The sequence below is a fragment of the Kribbella endophytica genome (assembly GCF_054781295.1).
This window is the reverse complement of sequence record NZ_BAAGUR010000001.1, coordinates 1,563,476-1,582,028: the sequence shown is the minus strand read 5'-3', so window position 1 is coordinate 1,582,028 and position 18,553 is coordinate 1,563,476. Positions and strand designations below refer to the sequence as shown.

Genomic DNA, 18,553 nt, shown 5'->3' with positions numbered 1-18,553 from the left:
TACGGGACACGACGACGACCAAGACTATCCGGCCGGATGCCGTCGGAGCAAAGTGGCCCCGGACGGCAGGGACCGGACGCCTTGGGAGTGTCGACCAGGCCCCCTGTAATCTGGCCGAATCGACGGGGGTCGAGCGTTGAAGTCAACCGAGGAGGCCGTGACGGCGTCTGTACTACCGGGGAGCTGATCCCACCAGGTCATCAGCCTGCCCTCAGGGCCCGCCAGGCGCGGGTTCGCATCGCCGCCACCCGTCGTCGATCCAGGGAACGGAGCCATGTCGCGGAGCACTCGCGCAGCCGGTCGGAGGTCTGCACCCAAGGCCAACCGGTCGCGCCACAAGGCGCACCGGGCCCGGACCGTGTCGAAGGCGATCGGCCTCACGCTGGTCAGCGCCCTGGTCCCCGGTTCCGGCTTCCTGATGGGCGGCCGGACCAAGCTCGGCGCCTTCGTGATGACGCTCAGCGTCGGCCTGCTCGGCCTGGCGGCGTTCATCGGCCTGACCAAGCGTGACGCCGTCCTCACGCTGGCCGTCGACCCGAGCCAGCTGCTGATCGCGACCGCCGCGCTGGTCGTGCTCGGCCTGCTCTGGATCTGGATCGTGGTCGCGTCCCACAAGCTGCTCCGCCCGGTCAGCCTGACCGCGGTCGGCCGGCTGGCCGGTTCGGCGTTCGTCGGTCTGCTCTGCTTCGGCATCGCCGTGCCGACCACCGTCGCCGCGCAGTCGGTGATGGCCCAGCGCGACCTGGTCGGCAGCGTGTTCGCCTCCGAGGGCAATTCCAAGAGCGCGACCCGGCCGAAGGTCGAGGACAAGAAGGACCCCTGGGCGGACACCCCCCGGCTGAACCTGCTGCTGCTCGGCGCGGACGACGGCGCCGGCCGCGAGGGCACCCGCACCGACACCGTGATGGTCGCCAGCATCGACACCAAGACCGGCGACACCAAGCTGATCTCGCTCAGCCGGAACTGGATGCGCATGCCGTTCCCGGAGGACTCGCCGCTCCACAAGTTCTACCCGGACGGCTTCTACGACCCGGACGGCCCGGCCGAGCAGCCCGAGTTCTACCTCGACGCGATGTACCGGAACCTCCCGCTCGCGCACAAGCAGGCGCTCGGCCCGTCCGACAACGAGGGCGCCGACGTGCTGAAGGTCTCGGCCGGCGCGGCGCTCGGCCTGGACATCGACTACTACATGCAGGTCAACCTCAAGGGCTTCGAGTCGATCGTCGACGCGCTCGGCGGGATCTCGGTCAACATCAACTACAAGGTCCCGATCGGCGGCGACTACAAGGGCCCGAGCCCGAACGACGACATCCTGCCGAAGGACTACCTGCAGCCCGGCGCCAACCAGAAGCTGAACGGCCACGACGCGCTCTGGTTCGCCCGCGGCCGGTACGGCCTGGACGACGCGTCGCGGCAGGAGCGGCAGCGCTGCACGATCCACGCGATCGTCAGCAGCGCCAACCCGAAGACCCTGGTCACGAAGTACCAGCAGATCGCGTCGGCCAGCAAGAAGCTGCTGCAGACCGACATCCCGCAGGAGATCCTGCCGGCCTTCATCGAGCTCGGCCTCAAGGTCAAGGGCGCCAAGGTCACCAACGTCGACCTGGACAAGAAGAAGAACTTCCCCAGCGGCCAGAACCCGGACTACGAGGCGATGGCGCAGATCGTCCAGAACGCGATCGCGGGCAAGACGCCGGTCGCCTCCACCACCGGTACGCCGACCCGGAAGCCGTCGGGCGGCAAGTCGAACACCCCGGTCAAGCCGCCGGCCGGTGGCACCGAGGACCTCAGCGACGCCTGCGCGTACCACCCGGCCAACCCCTGACCGACCCGCTTCGCCGACCGCGCCGTACCGGGTGAGATCCTGGCTCGATGCGTACGACGTACCGGATGCGGGCAGGACGGTTCCTCGGAGTCCTGGCCGCCGGCTTGATCCTGCTCGGCCTGGCCGCGATCGTGTGGGCCGTCGGTCTGCCGGGCGCGGTGGTGGGCGTGTTCCTCGTCCTCGGTGGGCTGGTCGCGCTGGCCGGGCTCTGGATCCTGCTCCGGCCGCCGGTGCTGCTGAAGCTCGGCAAGGACCAGATCCAGGTGCGTGGCGTGAAGACCGACTGGACCGACGTCACCGAGGTCGGCCGGGTCGAGACGACGCACGGCGAGGCCGTCGTACTGCGGACGAAGCACAAGGACAGCTCGATCCTGATCCCGGTGCGCTGGCTGCCGCCGGGCAGCGACGAGCAGCTGGCGACCGACCTCCGGGAGCGGCTGAACGCGGCGCACGGCTACACCATCTGGGACGGCACTGCCGGTGAGGACGCCGATCGCGCAGAATGATCCGTGGTGGATTTTGTCCGGATCTGAGCGAAGGAGTCGCCCGTGCTGTCGTTCGAGCTGTCTGCGGAGGAACTGAGCGTCTACCAGGGCACCAATCCGCGCCCGGACGACTTCGACCAGTTCTGGGAGAAGTCCCTGGCCGAGCTGGCCGGGATCGACGCCGAGGAGTCGTTCGTCGACGCGACCGACTTCCCGCTGACCACCGCGACCGCCCAGCACCTGTACTTCAACGGCACCGGCGGGTACCGCGTGCACGCCAAGGTGATCCGGCCGCAGCAGCCGACCGGACCCGCCGTACTGATGTTCCACGGGTACGGCGGCGAGCAGCCGCGCTGGGTCGACCTGCTGCCGTACGCCGCGCGTGGGTTCACCGTCGCGGCGCTGGACGTGCGTGAGCAGGTCGGCTTCCGCACCCAGTCCCAGGAGCCGAACAGCTTCAGCCTGCAGAACCACCTGGTCCACGGGCTCGACGGCGGGCCGGACAGCCTGCTCTACAAGCACGTGTTCCTCGACACCCGCCGGCTGGCCGACCTCATCCGCGCGCTGCCCGACGTCGACGCCTCACGCGTCGCGGCCACGGGCTGGAGCCAGGGCGGCGGCCTGACGCTCGTCTGCGCCGCGCTCACCCCGGAGATCAAGTACGCCGCCAGCGTGTACCCGTTCCTCACCGACTACCAGCGCGCCTGGGAGCTCAACCTGGAGCGCGGCCCGTACGACGAGATCACCACCTGGTTCAAGAAGCGCGACCCGCGGCACCTGCGCGAGCAGGAGGTCTTCACGACCCTCGGCTACATCGACGTCCAGAACCTGGCGCCGCGGATCCAGGCCGAGGTCACGCTGTTCACCGGCCTCGAGGACCAGGTCTGCCCGCCCTCCACGCAGTACGCGATCTACAACAAGCTGGCCGGCGCGAAGGAGATCCGGACCTATCCGGACCTCGGCCACGACGACCTGCCGGGTGCGCACGACGACATCTACCAGCTGATCGGCGCCAAGCTCTGAGCACCAAGGCCTGGCGACGGGCCGCCATCCCCTCGGCCGCCGCCAACGCGGCCGGCCGACGATGACCGCCCTGACCGTTCTCGGCACCGCTGCGCCTTATCCCCTGCCGGACCGGCCCTGCTCGGGCTACCTGCTGGCGGGCGGCGGTGCCCAGGTGTGGGTCGACGCAGGCCCAGGCTCGTTGGCCGAGCTGCTCCGGCACACCACGCTGGACCAGCTGGACGCGGTGTGGATCTCGCACCTGCACCTGGATCACGTGGGCGACCTGCTGAACGCCTACTACGCCTTGGCGTACGGACTGTTGCCGCCGCTGGCTCGGCCGTTGCCGGTCTACGCGCCTGCTGCGTTGGGGAAGCGGCTGGCCGGGTTCTTCGAGCAGGAGGACGCCGGGTTCGTCAGCGACGTACTGGAGCTGCGGGAGCTCAGCGACGGGCTCTCTGTGGAGCTGGGCTCGTTGGATCTCTTGAGCCGGGCAGTGGAGCACGGCTGCGACGCCTACGGGCTGCGGGCCTCTGCTGAGGGCAGGTCGTTGGCGTACTCCGGGGACTGCGCGCCCTGCCCAGCTCTGGACGATTTGGCCACCGGTGTGGACCTGCTGCTGTGTGAGGCGGACTCCGGCGAGGAGACCGTTGTGCACCACACACCCGAGCAGGCCGGAGCGCTTGCCCGGCGTACCGGCGTACGGCGGCTGGTCGTGACGCACGTCGGTCCGTCGCTGCGCCCAGCAGACGCCACTGCGAGGGCCGCCGAGGTTTTCGGCGGCCCCACAGTGTGTGCGGAGGTCGGTCAGACCTTGGACCCCTGGTAGACCCGCAGCACCCGCCACCACCTGACTGATTGGTGAGTACTGCGCGTCCGCCGTTGGTCGTCGGTCAGTTCGCCTCCTTGCCGGCCCAGTAGTGCCAGGTAGGGGAAGCGACTGGGGATCGGGTCAGACCGTCCGGCCAGGTGGCCGGCAGGTCGTGACTCCGGGCCGCGTAGAGGATCACCTCCGAGGCGAATCGGTCGCCGCGTACGGCGACCCGGGCGGCCGTCTCCGCCCGCATGTCGGCGAGGTAGTGGATGGCCGGCAGGTACTCCGCACTGAGCCGCGGACTGAGCCGGCCCACCGCTTCGTCGTCCAGCCGGACCTCGACCACCATCCGGTGCCGGTCGTTGATGCCGTCGTCCTCCTCGACGGCATGCATCGTGCCGTACGCCCAGCACTCGCCTTCCGGCCGGAAGAACGGTGCCAGCACGTCCGGATGCACCTCGCTGCCCGGGACCACGATCCCGCTGCCGGGCGGCAGCACGTGGTAGCTCCCGGGCGGTGGCAGGTTGACCGGGACCAGCATGTGCGGCTGGCCCAGTGCGACCGCCACACTGGCGTGGAACTCGGTGCCCTGGTCGCCCTTGCCTTCCCAGTCCGCCGGTTCCCACTCACTGACCCACAGGTGGCAAGGGACCTGCGGTTGCAGGCCCTGCGCCACCAGTTCTGACAGCACCGGGTGGTACCGGTGCGCATCGTCCCTCGGCAGGTAGCCGACCACCTTGCCCTGCACCCGAACAGCGATCGAGCGCGGGTCGAAGCGGTTGTGCGGTTCCGGGACGAGATCCGCGGCGGTGTCCAGGTCTGCTCCTCGCGCTGGGATGGGATCGGGAAACAGGCCACGAATCGCCTGCTCGTGCGGGGCTTCCCGCACGACTTCCTGACCACACCACAGGGCGTCTCCCCACAGACTGAACGGATTCAGTTCCATGCGTTGCCCTCCAGTCCCCGTTGACCGGTTTACTCGGCTCATCCCGTCCAGACCCCTGGCCGTTACACCGAGTGAGCGTATGAGAACTAGACTGCCCAGCCGAACCCCTTTTCACGCATGAAAAACGGACCTGAAACTCAACGGTGTCCGCTCGTCCGTAGTGTGGACTCAGGCCGTCTTGTGCTGCGGGAAAAATGGAGAATCACGTGCAGATGCACGGGAAGGAACGTCATGCAGGGCAGTGAAACAGTCGCTCGATCGATCGTCGACGCAACCACTGTGGAGCAGGCCGTCGGCCGGCTCGACGGCGTCGCGATTCGCACTCCCCTGCAACGCAACCCGCGACTCTCCGCACGCACCGGCGCCGACGTCTGGCTGAAGCGCGAGGACCTGCAGATCGGCCGGTCGTACAAGCTGCGCGGTGCCTACAACCTGATCGCCCAGTTGTCCGACGCGGAGAAGAAGGCCGGCGTCGTCTGCGCCTCCGCGGGAAACCACGGCCAGGGGCTCGCGTACTCGTGCCACACGCTCGGCGTCCACGGCCGCGTCTACGTGCCGCGGACGACGCCGCGCCAGAAGCGCGATCGCATCGCCGCGCTCGGTGGGTCGCAGATCGAGGTGATCATCACCGGCGACTCGTACGACGACGCGGCCGCCGCGGCGCTGGCGTCGGCGTCGGACACGGGAGCGACCTTGGTGCCGGCGTTCGACGACCCGCGAACCGTTGCTGGGCAAGGGACTGTGGCTGTTGAGTTGGTCGAGCAGCTCGGTCAGGCGCCCGACGTACTGGTGGTTCCTGTTGGTGGCGGCGGTTTGATCGCGGGTGTTGCGACGTACCTGGCCGAGCGGCATCCCGGCGTACGGATTGTTGGTGTCGAGCCGGCGGGTGCGGCGAGCATGGCTGCTGCGTTGGCGGCGGGTGAGCCGGTGACGTTGGCGCAGCTGGACAGCTTCGTCGACGGCGCCGCCGTACGGCGGGTTGGTGCTGTCACTCTGCCGCTGGTGGCTGCTGCCCAGGTTGAGATGACGTCGGTGCCGGAGGGGCTGGTCTGCTCGGAGATGCTCGAGCTGTATCAGACCGATGGCCTGATTGCCGAGCCTGCTGGGGCTTTGTCGGCCGCTGCTCTGGGCCGTGGTGGTGTGGTCGTGCAGCCTGGCGAGACGGTTGTTTGCCTGCTGTCGGGTGGGAACAACGACGTCAGCCGGTACGGCGAGATCCTCGAGCGGTCGCTGGTGCACGAGGGGCTCAAGCACTACTTCCTCGTGACGTTCCCGCAGGAGCCTGGTGCGCTGCGGCAGTTCCTCGACCAGGTGCTCGGGGTGGACGACGACATCACGCTGTTCGAGTACGTGAAGCGGAACAACCGGGAAACCGGGGTCGCGCTGGTCGGGATCGAGATCGGGCGGCCGGGTGATCTGGCCGGGCTGCTGGAGCGGATGGAGGCGGCGCCGCTGACGATCGAGCGGATCGATCCGGGATCGCCGGAGTTCCGGTTCCTGATCTGAGGCTCTGCTGGATGAGAGTTCTGTAATGTTCGGCTCATGCGGTTCTTCGGGAGGGATCGCAGGCTGTGAACATGCGATCTCCACGCCTGATCTACCTGGCTGTTGCCGTGGTGCTGGCAGTGGCCGGGTTCGCGCTGACCCAGTACCTGGGCGGGCGTTCGTCGCCTGGGCTCGGGGACACGGTGGTCGTTCCTGCGGGTTCGTCCGTGCCGCCGTCTGGGACGCCTACTGTCGCGCCGTCGAAGCCCGGTGCGGATCCGGTGACGCCGGGCAGTCCGCGCACCGCCGGCGATGACGACGACCAGGACGACGACGGCATCGACGACGATCTGGACGACGACGTGGACGGCGATGACTGAGCTCTGGTGGTCTTCCTGAGGCGGCGCGAGGGTGATGTGACCGGTGGAGCTCGCGGGCGTCGTCAGCGGCGGGGTGGGGTCAGTGCTCGGGTGCGGATCATCGGGTGGATGCTGGCGGTGCTCGCACTCGCCGTCGCCGCGGTGGTCTTTCTGACCTGGCAGCTGCTGTCGGCGCGCTCCGACGCGTCCGCCGACGCCGAGCTGACCCACGAGTCGGCCAAGTTCCACGCGTACGCCGGCTCGCCGACCGCCGCTCCGTTCAACACCCCGGAGAAGCTGCTCAACCACTGGCTGCAGACCAACCTCCCCGACACCTCCGAAGCCTTCTTCACGATCATCGACGGCCGCGCGTCCCGCCGCAGCCTCGGCACCCCACCCGCGCGGCTCGACACCGACCTCGCGTTCGTCCAACGGATCGCGTCCAGCACCACCCCGCAGTACGGGTGGGTGGACAGCACCGCCGGCAAAGTCCGGTACGGCGTCATCCCGGTCCAGTTCGGCTCGCAGCCGGTGCGTGGCCAGCTGGTGATGCTCGAGTTCCGCGACCTGATCGCCCAACCCCTCGAGGACGCGACGAAGGCGCTCGCCCTGATCGGCCTCGTCACGCTCGCGATGGCGGCCGGCGCGTGCTGGATCGTCACCGGCCGCGTCCTCGCGCCCATCCGCGCCGTACGGACAACCGCCGAGCAGATCGGCGAGTCCGACCTCCGCCGCAGAATCGATGTCGTAGGCAACGATGACGTCTCGCACCTGGCCCGCACGTTCAACACGATGCTCGACCGCCTCGAGGTCGCGTTCGTCGCCCAACGCGAGTTCGTCGACAACGCCGGCCACGAACTGCGCACCCCCATCACGGTCATTCGCGGACACCTCGAACTGATGAGCGACGACCCCGTCGACCGCGAGGAGACCCGCGCCCTGGTCCTCGACGAACTGGCCCGCATGAACCGCATGGTCGACGACCTCCTGGTCCTCGCCAAGAGCGACCGCCCCGACTTCCTCAAGCTGGAGGAGGTCAACCTCACCGAACTCGTCATCGAGGTCGTCGCCAAGGCCCGCCCCCTGGCCGACCGCACCTGGCGCGTCGACGAAACCACCGACACCACCATCATCGCCGACCCCCAACGCCTGACCCAGGCCCTGATGCAACTGGTCTCCAACGCCGTCCGCCACACGACAACCGACGACCGCATCGCGCTGGGCTCCCGGGTGCATGAGCCGGCGCGCCCCCACATGTCTGACCCTGGGTCCAGCTCGCGCTCCGGGGCGGGCTCGACCTCCCGCTCCGGGTCCGGCTCGGCCTCCCGCTCGGAGCCCGGCTCCGCTTCCCGCTCGGAGCCCGGGCCCACCTCCCGCTCTAGGCCCGTCTCGGCATCCCGCTCGGGGCACGCCCCGGACGACTCCTCCCGCAGCGACTGCCCTGCGGGTACTCACGTTCACCTGTGGGTCGCCGACTCCGGCGAGGGCGTGGCGCCTGGGGACCGCGAGCGGATCTTCGAAAGATTTGCCCGAGGCAACGACCAGGTCCGCACCGACGGTGCCGGGCTAGGCCTGGCCATCGTCCGATCAATAGCCCAGGCCCACGGCGGCGACGTCCTTCTTGCTGACAAAGACAATCGTGCGGCACCCACGACCGACGACGTCCCGTCCCGCGCATCCGGCACCGACGGCTCCGTACGCCGGGGTGCGCGGTTCGAGCTGGTGCTGCCGTTGACACCGACTGAAGGGAGTTCACGATGAACCGGATCCTGATCGCCGAGGACGAGGACCGGATCGCCTCCTTCGTCGAACGCGGGCTGCGCAGCAACGGGTTCATCACCACCGTCGTCGCCGACGGCGAATCGGCGTACCAGGAAGCCGTCAGTGGCGCGTACGACCTGCTCCTGCTCGACATCGGCCTGCCGAAGGTCGACGGTTTCACCGTCCTCCGCCGGCTCCGCGAGGCGCGGGTGAGCATGCCGGTCGTCATCCTCACCGCCCGCGACAGCGTCCGCGACACCGTCGCCGGATTGGAGAGCGGCGCCGACGACTACATCGCCAAACCGTTCGCCTTCGAGGAACTCCTGGCCCGCGTACGCCTGCGCCTCCGCAGCGACGGCTCCGGTACGGCGGACGCGACCATCCTCCAGGTCGGCGACCTCAGCCTCGACCTCCGCACCCGCCGAGCCTCCATCGAGGGAACCACCGTCGACCTCACCGCCCGAGAGTTCCTCCTCGCCGAGGTCTTCTGCCGCCACCCCGACCAGGTCCTCTCCCGCGAACAGCTCCTGTCGCAGGTCTGGGGCTTCGACTTCGACCCAGGCTCCAACGTCGTCGACGTCTACATCCGCTACCTCCGCAAAAAGCTAGGCCCAGACCGAATCCAAACCATCCGAGGCATGGGCTACCGCCTCCGCACCAACTGAGCCATCTGCCAAAAATCCCCGAGCCGCCCGACGGCGTCCCGCCGCCCGCAGCACCCCAGCACCCCAGCACCCCAGCACCCCAGCACCCCAGCACCCCAGCCGACCGTCCACCCCCTCCGCACGCCCCGCGCCGCTGCAGACCTTGCACCCACGCGCTCCTGCTCACACGGCTTATGGCTGGTCGCCGCGGTCCCGCCGGGTGACGTTGCCGAAACTTCCCGCCGCTGCCGGCGGCGATAAACGTGGGGAGCCTGGAGCAGCGGGCGAGGGTGGGCGGGGTCGGGCCAGGGCGGTGGAGCCGCCGGGACCAAGCAAGCGTGGGGGAGCCTGGAGCAACGGGCGAACGTGGGGAGCCGGGAGCAGCGGCCGAGCAAGCGGCGGACGGATGAGGTGAGCCGGTGTGAAGGTGGGCGGAGCGGGGCAGGACGGCGGGAACCGCTGCGACCGAGCTAGCGCGGAGAACCCAGAGCAGCGGGCGAACGTGGGACGGGGACGGGGCAGGGCGGTGGGAACCGCTGGGACCGAGCTAGCGCGGAGAACCCAGAGCAGCGGGCGAACGTGGGACGGGGACGGGCCAGCGCGGTGGGAGCCCTGGAACCGAGCTAGCGCGGAGAACCCAGAGCAAGCGGGTGAAGGTGGGCCGGGGACGGGCCAGCGCGGTGGGAACGGCTGGGACCGAACAAGCGCGGGGAACCTGGAGCAGCAGGTGAAGGTGGGCGGGGCGGGGCAGGCGGTGGGAGCCGCTGGGACCGAGCTCCGGCTGGTGACCTTGGCCGGGGCGACCCAGCCGTCAGGGTTGCTGCCGCTAGTGACCTTGGCCGGGTCGACCCAGCCGTCGGGGTTGCTGTGGCGGGCGTGCATCGGTCCCGCGGGAGGTGGGGTTCGCTTCCGGTCGATACCCCGTGTGGACCTGCTCCGGCGGGACCGATGTCTGGCACGCTTCTGGTCAGTTGCCGCCAGAAGGCAGTTCAACGCTGCGGAGCTGGTGGCCTCGGACTCTCATCCGCCATAGCTCCGCCTGGCTCATTGCGGTCGCTGGCCGTCCAGCACGCCGCCGAAGTGCTCGGAGTCCATGTCGGAAGGACAACCGTCGCCTTCCTCGTCGACAACAACCGCCGCGACATCGCCGGACGGCGCCGGAGTCTGAGCACCCGGCGTATCCGGCGTACCCGGCGCAACCGGCGCACTCGGCGTACTCGGCGTACCCGACGGACCTGGACCGCCGGACGTGTCGGCACCCCAGGTCGCCGTGTGAGGAGTCGTCGCAGGGCCCGGCTCAGCGCTCGGTACAGCATCCGGCTTCACAGGCTGGCCCTGCTGCTCGACCGCAGGGACCGACAACTCGTCCGTGGGGACCACTCCGGCTTGGACTGGCTGCTCGTCCGCAGGGACCGGCCGCTCGTCCGCGGGGAGCACTCCGGCTTGGGCCGGCTGCTCGTCCGTGGCGGCCGTTCCAGGCTGGGCCTGCTGCTCGTCCGTGGGGGCCGTCCCGGGGTGGGGCTCGGGTGGCTGGGCTGTGGTGGCTCGGGTTTGTAGTTCGTGTTCCTTGGCGACCTGTTCGGTACTGCGTTGGTTCGACTTCTTGGCGGCGCCAGTGAACACCGCGAGCAGGATCAGCACCACGACCACGCCCACGACGATCCACAGGACGGTCATTCCGTCCATCTGTCCTCCTCGGCTCGATATTCGCCGTGACTAGTACCCGGGCCGTGCCCAGGACTAACCCACCGTCCTGGACACGGCCCGCAGCCCTCAGGGACGGACGCTGAACCGGTAGTTGCCCGAGGCGACAGTCACCGTCGTACTGGCACCGTCAACGACCTCGCTGACGCCCGACGCCTGCCGCAGGCTGCGACCACCTTCGGTCACCCGATCCGCCGACCCAGGCAGCTTCACCGTCGCCGTCGTGTTAGCCGGAATCTGTACGTCGAGCGTGAACCGCCCGTCCGACTCCTGCTTCCATCGACTCCCGACCACCCCGTACGGCGTCTGGTGCTCGAGCTCCGCCGACGTGATCCCGTCACCTGGCGTCGGCGCTATCAGCACCTTGCGGTAGCCGGGCTCCGCCGCCGAGACGCCGGCCAGCGTGCGATACATCCACTCGCCAACAGCGCCGTACGCGTAGTGGTTGAACGAGTTCATCCCCACGTCGTTGAACGTCCCGTCGGGGTTGATCGAGTTCCACCGCTCCCAGATCGTCGTCGCGCCCTTGCCGATCTCGTAGCCCCACGACGGGTACGACGTGTTCTGCAGCAGCTTGTACGCCAGGTCCGAGCGCCCGATCTTCGTCAGCACCGGCAGCAGCCCGTCGACCCCGAGGAACCCGGTCGACAGATGCGTGTCCCGCCGCTGGATCGCCGCAGCGAAGTGCTCGCCCGCCGCCGTCATCCGATCGTCCGGTACTAGATCGCTCGTGAACGCCAGGATGTACCCGGTCTGACTGTCCGACCCGACCTTCCCGTCCGCCGCGACGAACCGGCCGGCGAACGCCGCCCGCACGTCCTCGTACACCTGCTCGTACTTCGCCGCGTCGGCCGTCTTCCCGATCGCCGCCGCCATCTGGCTCAACTGCCGAGCCCCCTTCGCGACGAACGACGTCCCGATCAGCTCGCCCGGAGTCGGGTCGTCGAGGTTCAGCCAGTCGCCGTAGTCCCCGCCGCCCCGGATCAGCCCGTTCGAACTCGCGACCAGGTAGTCGACGTACCGCGCCATCGAGTCGTAGTGCTGCCGGATCACCGACGTGTCGCCGTACGCCTGCCACAGCGTCCACGGCACGCTGACCCCGGCGTCTGCCCAGCCCGCGTTGCCCATGCCGCCGTCGAACGCGTTCGGCACGGTCGGCGCGACACTTGCGTACGCGCCGTCGGCACGCTGGGTGTCCCGCAGATCCTGCAGCCACTTCGTCAGGAACGCCTGTGAGTCGAGGTTGTAGACAGCGGTCCGCGCGAACACGTTGATGTCGCCGGTCCACCCCATCCGCTCGTCGCGCGCGGGAGTGTCCGTCGGGATCGACAGGAAGTTGCCGCGCTGGCCCCAGACGATGTTGCTGTGCAGTTGGTTCACCAGTGCCGAGTTGGTCCGGAACTCGTTGGTCTGCTCGCCGTCCGTCCCGAGAACGACCCCGACGATCGCGCTGGCCGGCGGTGCCGTCGCGAGACCGCTGACTTCGATGTAGCGGAAGCCGTGGAAGGTGAAGCGCGGCTGGTACGTCTCCAACCGGTTGGTCGCGAACGTGTAGTGGTCCGTCGCCTTCGCCGACCGCAGGTTGTCGGTGTAGACCGTGCCGTCGGGGTTGAGCACCTCGCCGTACCGGATCTTGGCCGTCTGTCCCGGCGATCCCCGCAGCGTCAGCCGGGAGACGCCGACCATGTTCTGGCCGAGGTCGTACAAGTACACGCCGGTCGTGGGCGACGGGATCGCCTTCGCCTTCAGGAGTTGCGTGACTCGCACCGGTTGATCCGTCTGCGGGACCAGCTTGCTCGTCGCACTCGGCCGGACCTGCACCGGCGTCCACTCGTACGTCGTACGCCGCGCATCGCGACTCTCGCCGTTGAGCAGATCGGCAACCCGTACGGCGCCGGGCGCGGTCTGCCAGCTGGAGTCGGTCGCAAAGACGTCGCTCGAACCGTCGGTGTAGGTGATCCGGAGCTGGGCGATGAACGCGGTGTCGCTGCCGTACTTGTTCGCACCGAACATCGCCAGGTTGCCCGCGTACCAGCCTGGGGCGAGCTCCGCGCCGAAGGTGTTCGCGCCGGACTTCAGCAGTTTGGTGACGTCGTAGCTCTGGGACTGGATCCGGCGGGCGTAGTCGGTCCAGCCCGGGGCCAGCTCCTGGTCGCCGACCTTGCGGCCGTTGAGGTTGAGCTCGTAGATGCCCTGCGCTGCCGCGTGGATCCGCGCACTCTGGATTTTCTTTGCCTTGGGCAAGGAGATTTGTTTCTGGAACACCGGAATCGGTTTGCCGGGCAGCCAGAGGTCGGTGTTGCCCTTGACCTGCAGACCGCCTTGCGGGCGGACGGTTCCGTCCGGGAAGGTCTGGTCGCCGGTGGGGAACTTGGTGTCGACGAGCACCTCACCGCCGGCGCCGGTCACCTTGAGGCTGTGGACGATGCCGTCTTCCTCACCGTTCGTGCGGAAGCCGACGACGCCAGGTGCGTTGTGATCGGAGCGCTCACGAGTGTCGATCTGTACGTCGTCGAGCCAGGTCGTGATCGTTTGGCCGGCGGTGGTGATGCGCAGGTGGTGCTGCTGCCTGAGGTCGGTGCCCGCTGGGAGCGGGATCTCGCCGAGCAGAACGTACCCGCCGCCGGGTTGCCGGACGTGCGGGCGGAGCAGGGGCTTGTCGGGAGTGAGCTGGTTGAGCTGCCACATGTAGCCAAGACCGCCGCGGCCGCGGAAGAAGACGCCGAGTGCGTCCTTCACCAGGGTCACGTCCGCGTCGATCGTCGTATCGGTCCACTCGTCCGCCGGCTGGTTGTCAGCGCCGATCCAGTCACCCTGCCAGTCCGCCGCTTGCAGCGGCCCGGTCTCGAAGGTCGCAGCCGGAGACCAGGCAGATGCGCGCCCCTGCTCGTCCCAGACTCGGACAGTCCAGCGGTACGCCGTGTAGGCGGTCAGCGCCGGGCCGCCGTACGGGACCTCGACGGACTGCCCGGACCGGACGACGCCGCTGTCCCAGACGGTGGTCGGCCGTCCACCCTGCTCCGATGCGGTGCCGACTCCGACGGGCAGGTCGGCCTGATCGGCGCGTTCGGCCCGATCGAGGATAGCGGCCTCGTCGGCCGTGGTGTCCGCCTTGGTGGCTGACTCCTTCGACACGTGGATCTCGTAGCGGCTCTGGGTGATGCCGCGGCGTTGGCCGTCGAGCTGCCAGCTGAGGCGGGGTGGTGTGCCGGGGACGCCGAGCGGGTTGGTGAGGTTGTTGGTCTTCAGGTTCAGGACCTGGATGGCGACACCTTTCGGGTCGGGCGGGGAGCCGGTCGCGGGAACCAGCGGAGTCAGCAAGAGCACGGCAGCCACCAGCGGGCCGAGCCGAGAGCGGAACGACATGGGCGAACTCCTCACAGAGACGGGGCGATCTACAGGGGAGATGAAGCGCGTCGTACGTGGTGCCTGTCGTGCGTGGTCGTGGTCGTGGTCGGTCGGCCCGGTCTGATGACCGCCCGCCCGACGTTGCGGCACCGTGGACGGCCAGGCGCTGCGGCGGGTTGATGGTTCGTCAGAGCAGGTCGTGGGCGGGTCGGGCGTTGGCGTCAGAGCAGGTCGCGGATGGGTCAGGCGTTGGCGTCAGCAGGTCATGGGCGGTTCAGGCGCTGGCGTCAGTGCAGGTTGCGGGTGGGCCGGGCGTGACGTCTGAGCAGGTCGCGGCGGGTTGGGGAGGGCACGGACCTAGCGCTTGCGGAGCCGACGACTCTTGCTGCTGGCTGGGTCTCCTTGCTGTTGGTGCTGCGGCGGAGTGGGCGGTTTGGTCAGAGGAGGCCGCGGTGTGCGGCCCAGACGATGGCTTCGATGGCGGTGCCGAAGCCGAGTCGGTCGCAGGCGGCGCGGGTGCGGCGGCGGACGGTGCGTTCGGACAGGTCGAGGCGGCGAGCAACCGCTTCGATCGGCAGGCCGGTCGCGATCAGTCGGAACAGCCGCAGGTCCTCGTAGCTCAGGCCGCGCGGTAGGAGTTGGTTGAGGTCGTTGGGGGGCAACAGGTTGTGGTCCCTCAGATCCGGATGGGTGAGGGTCTCGTTGTGCAGGGCGGTCATCGGATCACCTGGTTCCGAACACCCGGGACTCGGCGGCGTCCCAGTCGGCCGGTCTACCCTGCGGCGCGTACCGCCGCAGACGATGGGTCGCACGGACCAGCGCGCGCATCGCGCCCAGGTCCGGCAACGGTTCCCCCAGGGCGCGTGCCTGGACCAGCACGTTGCCCAGCGCCGACGCTTCGACGGGGCCGGCGAGCACCGGCACTCCGCAGGCGTCCGCGGTCAACTGGCAGAGCAACTCGTTCTGCGAGCCTCCGCCGATCACGTGTACGACGTCGATCTCGCGATCGGCGATCTCCCGCGCGCTGCGCAGGGTCCGCCGGTAGGCCAGCGCGAGACTCTCCAGAATGCAGCGCACGGTCGCTTCGCGGGTTGCCGGCTTGTCCTGGCCGGTCCGCGCGCAGTACTCGTCGATCCGCGCCGGCATGTTGCCTGGGGCGAGGAATGCCGGATCGTCCGGATCGATCAGTACGCCGAACGCCGGCACCTCGGCGGCCTCGCCGAGCAGCTCGACGAGGTCGTCTGTTCCCCATACCCGCAGGCACTCCTGCAGGATCCACAAGCCCATGACGTTCTTCAGGAACCGGGTGCGCCCGTCGACTCCGCCTTCGTTGGTGAAGTTCGCCCGGCGCGCTTCCTCGGTCAGCACCGGCTCTGGCAGCTCCAGCCCGGCCAACGACCAGGTCCCGGAGGAGATGTAGGCGAAGTTCTCCCCCTCAGCAGCCGGCACCGCAACCACAGAAGATGCCGTGTCATGCGACCCAACAGCAATCACCGGAACCCGCAGACCTCCGCCAACCTCAGCGCTCGCACCACTTGCGCCGAGAGCGCCAGCGGTCGGGGTGGTGGAGGCCGGGGCGTCCGGAGCGGGGGTGATGGGCGTCGGGTCGGTGGGGGCCGGCGTGCCGGCGGGCGAGAGCGCGGAGGCCGAGGCGCCCATAGCCGGGGTGGCGGCGGCCGAGGCGACGGTGGCAGGGGGCGTGGAGGCCGGGGCTCCCGTAGCGGGGGTGGTGAGGGCCGGGTTACCGGTGGCCGCAGCGGTCGTGGTTGCAGCGGTGGTGGGGGCCGGGGTGCCGGTGTGCGCCACGGTCGTGGCTGTGGTGGGCGCGATGCCAGTGTCCGCATTGGGGGCCGATGTGGTGGGCGTGGGCTGCGGTGTGGTGGGGCGGGGCTTTAGGCCGGTTTGTTCGGCTAGTTCGGGGAGTAGGGGGCCTATTAGGTGGCCGGGTTCTCGGAGGGTGGGGAGGAGGGGGGTGGGGATGCCTACTCGGTGGGCTAGGGCCTCGCTCCAGGTTCTGGTGCGGACGTCGTAGAGCTGGGTGGTGGAGGCGTTGGTGGCTTCGGCGCCCGCCACGCCGGTGAGCCAGTAGGCGAGGAGGTCGGGGATTAGGAGGAGCTGGTGGGCTCTGTCCAGGGACTTCTCGGCGACCAGTTGGTAGATGGTGTTGAAGGGGAGTTGCTGGAGGCCCGTGACGGCGTACAGGTCTTCGGCGGGGACGGTGCGTAGGACCTCGTCCATCACGCCGTCGGTCCTGGAGTCTCGGTAGTGGATCGGGTTGCCGAGCAGGCGGCCGTCAGCATCCAGCAGGCCGTAGTCGACGGCCCAGGAGTCGATGCCGATGCCGTCGATCGGTCCGCCGGCGGCGGCTTTGGTGAGGCCGACGAGGGTCTCGCGGTACAGATGCAGGATGTCCCAGTGCAAGGTGCCGTGAATCTGGACCGGGCCGTTCCAGAAGCGGTGGACCTCGGTGAGCTCCAGCTTTCCCGGCGCGACGTCGCCGACCATGACGCGTCCACTGGACGCGCCAAGATCCACCGCGGCCAACCGAAGAGTCATGGGCGAGGCTCCTTCTGGGGCAAGAAGTGCAGGCGAGCGATCCGCGTTCAGGTCAGAAAAGGCGAAAGACGAGGGGCACGAGGTGGTCGGCGAGCCGATCGGCTCCCGGCGGGTAGCCGGCGTCCGGCGCTGGGGGGAGATCCGTGGTCAGGCTGGGTTGATGACCTCCAAGGGGAGGTGGAGCAGGCTAGAGACTGCATTGAGGTCTGCTACCTGGTGGCCGGTGCCGAGAGCCCAGTGGTGGGCTACGCCGGAGGCCGACCAGGCGTCGGTCCACTCGCCGGGGTCGCAGCCGAAGTCGACGCGGCTGGTGGTGTTGCCGATCTGGAGAAGCGGGCCGGGGACGACCTCACCTTCCGAGGCGATCAGCTTGAACGTGCCGTCGCGGAGCTGACCGAAGCCGAGCGCGGTCACGGGACCATGCGCCACGTCGAACTCGACCGACACACCCCATCCACGCTTGCCGTGGTAGACACCGAGCCCCCGCAGCAGCGGCTTGGCCGAGCTGATCGCGAGGTGGGCCGGACCGTCGTGACCCATCTCGACCACGTTGTCGTGGAAGTTCAGCGCCTGCAGCTCGGTGAAGGAGCCGCCCGCGCCGAGCTTGTCCATCATCAGCATCGCCAGCGACGTGCGCAGCTCGTACTCCCCCGCCGCCGGCACACCCCTTGCCGTGAGCAACGATGCGCCGAGGATCATGCCGGCCGCGACCCGTTCGTGGGTCTCGCCGTCGAGGCCTCGGTGGTAGTACGCCAGGGTGTCGAGCTGGAAGTCCTCGACCAACCGGTCCAGAGCGACCGACACCGTCGCGCCCCAGCGGAAGTCGTCCTCGACCACCGAGTCGTCGAGGGTGAACACATCCTGGGCGACCTTCATCCGCGCCTCGGTCTCGGCCGCGGTCACCTTCTCCACCCGGACCCGGAGGTCGTCGATCTCCAGGATCTCGACGTGCCCGCCGAGCTGCGCGGAGACCAGGGTCGGGTCGGTGATCACGTCCATCATCCCGGGGTACAGATGCCCGAGCAGACCGTGCCGCCCGTGCCGGAACGCGGCCCGTACGCCGGCCGCCTTCAGCCACCGGTGGATCCTGGCCCACGCCCGCTCGTCCTCCAGGTACCCGGAGACCGACCGGAAGTCGATGCCGCACCGCTCGAACGCGTTCGCCATCTCCGGCAGCGGGCAGGCGCCGCAGTACGCGAGCCAGGCCCCGGTGTCGAACGTCGCGTGGTCCATCGCCTCGGTGGGCTGCAGGTTGAGCAGCAGCACCGGCGCACCGGACCGCTGCGCGACCGGCACCAGCATCGACGCGGTCATGTACGTCGTCAGGAACCCGACGATCAGGTCGCAGTCGGCCAGCCGCAGCTTCTCGGCCGCCGCGGCGCCTTCCTGCGCGTCGGAGATGAACCCGACGTCGACGACCTCGCAGTCGAACTCCCCGAACCGTTCGGCCACGCGTCGTGCCGATGCCTGCAACTGCGGCAGCAGCTCCGGGAACTGCGGCCAGTACGCACCGAGCCCACCCGCGACCAGTCCGATCCGCGTCTTCCGCGGCTCGACCCACGGCAGCACGCCGCCGCCGTCCACCGATCGCTCGGGATCAGTACTCCACATGGTCGCTCTCCTC

14 protein-coding genes are annotated in these 18,553 nt (G+C 69.2%); 8 read left to right on the top strand and 6 right to left on the bottom strand.

Annotation, left to right across the window (positions count from 1 at the left end):
• The first annotated feature begins 274 nt into the window (after window positions 1-274).
• The 4 genes from ACYVIO_RS07645 to ACYVIO_RS07630 all read left to right on the top strand — a co-directional run bounded on the left by ACYVIO_RS07645 (window position 275) and on the right by ACYVIO_RS07630 (window position 4,141).
• Window positions 275-1,825, top strand: a complete 1,551-nt coding sequence (locus ACYVIO_RS07645; protein WP_460649946.1) for an LCP family protein — start codon at window positions 275-277, stop codon at window positions 1,823-1,825.
• A 47-nt stretch (window positions 1,826-1,872) separates the two neighbouring features.
• Window positions 1,873-2,331 (top strand): hypothetical protein, encoded by a 459-nt coding sequence (locus ACYVIO_RS07640; protein WP_460649945.1) that lies wholly within the window; start codon window positions 1,873-1,875, stop codon window positions 2,329-2,331.
• A gap of 42 nt (window positions 2,332-2,373) precedes the next feature.
• On the top strand, window positions 2,374-3,333 hold the full coding sequence (locus ACYVIO_RS07635; RefSeq protein WP_460649944.1) for an acetylxylan esterase: 960 nt from the start codon (window positions 2,374-2,376) through the stop codon (window positions 3,331-3,333).
• 61 nt (window positions 3,334-3,394) lie between these two features.
• Window positions 3,395-4,141 carry an MBL fold metallo-hydrolase gene (locus ACYVIO_RS07630; RefSeq protein WP_460649943.1) on the top strand — a complete coding sequence of 249 codons (747 nt, stop codon included), beginning with the start codon at window positions 3,395-3,397 and terminating at the stop codon, window positions 4,139-4,141.
• A gap of 64 nt (window positions 4,142-4,205) precedes the next feature.
• Here the strand turns inward: ACYVIO_RS07630 and ACYVIO_RS07625 are convergent, their stop codons facing one another.
• Window positions 4,206-5,072 carry an HIRAN domain-containing protein gene (locus tag ACYVIO_RS07625; RefSeq protein WP_460649942.1) on the bottom strand — a complete coding sequence of 289 codons (867 nt, stop codon included), beginning with the start codon at window positions 5,070-5,072 and terminating at the stop codon, window positions 4,206-4,208.
• A gap of 231 nt (window positions 5,073-5,303) precedes the next feature.
• Between ACYVIO_RS07625 and ilvA the strand changes: the two genes are divergently transcribed.
• The 4 genes from ilvA (at window position 5,304) to ACYVIO_RS07605 (ending at window position 9,342) form a co-directional block, all read left to right on the top strand.
• Window positions 5,304-6,578 (top strand): threonine ammonia-lyase IlvA, encoded by a 1,275-nt coding sequence (ilvA, locus tag ACYVIO_RS07620; protein WP_460649941.1) that lies wholly within the window; start codon window positions 5,304-5,306, stop codon window positions 6,576-6,578.
• Window positions 6,579-6,649: 71 nt separating this feature from the next.
• Window positions 6,650-6,937, top strand: coding sequence for a hypothetical protein (locus ACYVIO_RS07615; protein WP_460649940.1), 288 nt, complete (start codon window positions 6,650-6,652; stop codon window positions 6,935-6,937).
• A 90-nt stretch (window positions 6,938-7,027) separates the two neighbouring features.
• Window positions 7,028-8,677, top strand: coding sequence for a sensor histidine kinase (locus ACYVIO_RS07610; protein ID WP_460649939.1), 1,650 nt, complete (start codon window positions 7,028-7,030; stop codon window positions 8,675-8,677).
• The gene (locus ACYVIO_RS07605) at window positions 8,674-9,342 is read left to right on the top strand and encodes a response regulator transcription factor (RefSeq protein WP_460649938.1); all 669 of its coding nucleotides are present in this window, start codon (window positions 8,674-8,676) and stop codon (window positions 9,340-9,342) included. The genes ACYVIO_RS07610 and ACYVIO_RS07605 overlap by 4 nt, the downstream gene beginning before the upstream one ends.
• Window positions 9,343-10,365: 1,023 nt before the next feature.
• Here the strand turns inward: ACYVIO_RS07605 and ACYVIO_RS07600 are convergent.
• The 5 genes from ACYVIO_RS07600 to ACYVIO_RS07580 all read right to left on the bottom strand — a co-directional run bounded on the left by ACYVIO_RS07600 (window position 10,366) and on the right by ACYVIO_RS07580 (window position 18,540).
• Entirely contained in the window at window positions 10,366-11,007 is a 642-nt protein-coding gene (locus ACYVIO_RS07600; RefSeq protein WP_460649937.1) for a hypothetical protein, read from the bottom strand.
• An 87-nt stretch (window positions 11,008-11,094) separates the two neighbouring features.
• Entirely contained in the window at window positions 11,095-14,391 is a 3,297-nt protein-coding gene (locus ACYVIO_RS07595; RefSeq protein ID WP_460649936.1) for a family 78 glycoside hydrolase catalytic domain, read from the bottom strand.
• A gap of 419 nt (window positions 14,392-14,810) precedes the next feature.
• On the bottom strand, window positions 14,811-15,092 hold the full coding sequence (locus ACYVIO_RS07590; RefSeq protein ID WP_344177181.1) for a helix-turn-helix domain-containing protein: 282 nt from the start codon (window positions 15,090-15,092) through the stop codon (window positions 14,811-14,813).
• Between the two features lie 4 nt (window positions 15,093-15,096).
• The gene (locus ACYVIO_RS07585) at window positions 15,097-16,929 is read right to left on the bottom strand and encodes a rhamnulokinase (protein WP_460649935.1); all 1,833 of its coding nucleotides are present in this window, start codon (window positions 16,927-16,929) and stop codon (window positions 15,097-15,099) included.
• 147 nt (window positions 16,930-17,076) lie between these two features.
• The gene (locus ACYVIO_RS07580; protein ID WP_460649934.1) at window positions 17,077-18,540 is read right to left on the bottom strand and encodes an arabinose isomerase; all 1,464 of its coding nucleotides are present in this window, start codon (window positions 18,538-18,540) and stop codon (window positions 17,077-17,079) included.
• Window positions 18,541-18,553 lie beyond the last annotated feature (13 nt).

Coding starts and splice junctions, on each gene's coding strand:
- ACYVIO_RS07600 (WP_460649937.1), bottom strand. CDS start 11,007: ATGGACGGAATGACCGTCCTGTGGATCGTCGTGGGCGTGGTCGTGGTG.
- ACYVIO_RS07585 (WP_460649935.1), bottom strand. CDS start 16,929: ATGACTCTTCGGTTGGCCGCGGTGGATCTTGGCGCGTCCAGTGGACGC.
- ACYVIO_RS07580 (WP_460649934.1), bottom strand. CDS start 18,540: ATGTGGAGTACTGATCCCGAGCGATCGGTGGACGGCGGCGGCGTGCTG.
- ACYVIO_RS07590 (WP_344177181.1), bottom strand. CDS start 15,092: ATGACCGCCCTGCACAACGAGACCCTCACCCATCCGGATCTGAGGGAC.
- ACYVIO_RS07605 (WP_460649938.1), top strand. CDS start 8,674: ATGAACCGGATCCTGATCGCCGAGGACGAGGACCGGATCGCCTCCTTC.
- ACYVIO_RS07595 (WP_460649936.1), bottom strand. CDS start 14,391: ATGTCGTTCCGCTCTCGGCTCGGCCCGCTGGTGGCTGCCGTGCTCTTG.
- ilvA (WP_460649941.1), top strand. CDS start 5,304: ATGCAGGGCAGTGAAACAGTCGCTCGATCGATCGTCGACGCAACCACT.
- ACYVIO_RS07645 (WP_460649946.1), top strand. CDS start 275: ATGTCGCGGAGCACTCGCGCAGCCGGTCGGAGGTCTGCACCCAAGGCC.
- ACYVIO_RS07615 (WP_460649940.1), top strand. CDS start 6,650: ATGCGATCTCCACGCCTGATCTACCTGGCTGTTGCCGTGGTGCTGGCA.
- ACYVIO_RS07640 (WP_460649945.1), top strand. CDS start 1,873: ATGCGTACGACGTACCGGATGCGGGCAGGACGGTTCCTCGGAGTCCTG.
- ACYVIO_RS07630 (WP_460649943.1), top strand. CDS start 3,395: ATGACCGCCCTGACCGTTCTCGGCACCGCTGCGCCTTATCCCCTGCCG.
- ACYVIO_RS07625 (WP_460649942.1), bottom strand. CDS start 5,072: ATGGAACTGAATCCGTTCAGTCTGTGGGGAGACGCCCTGTGGTGTGGT.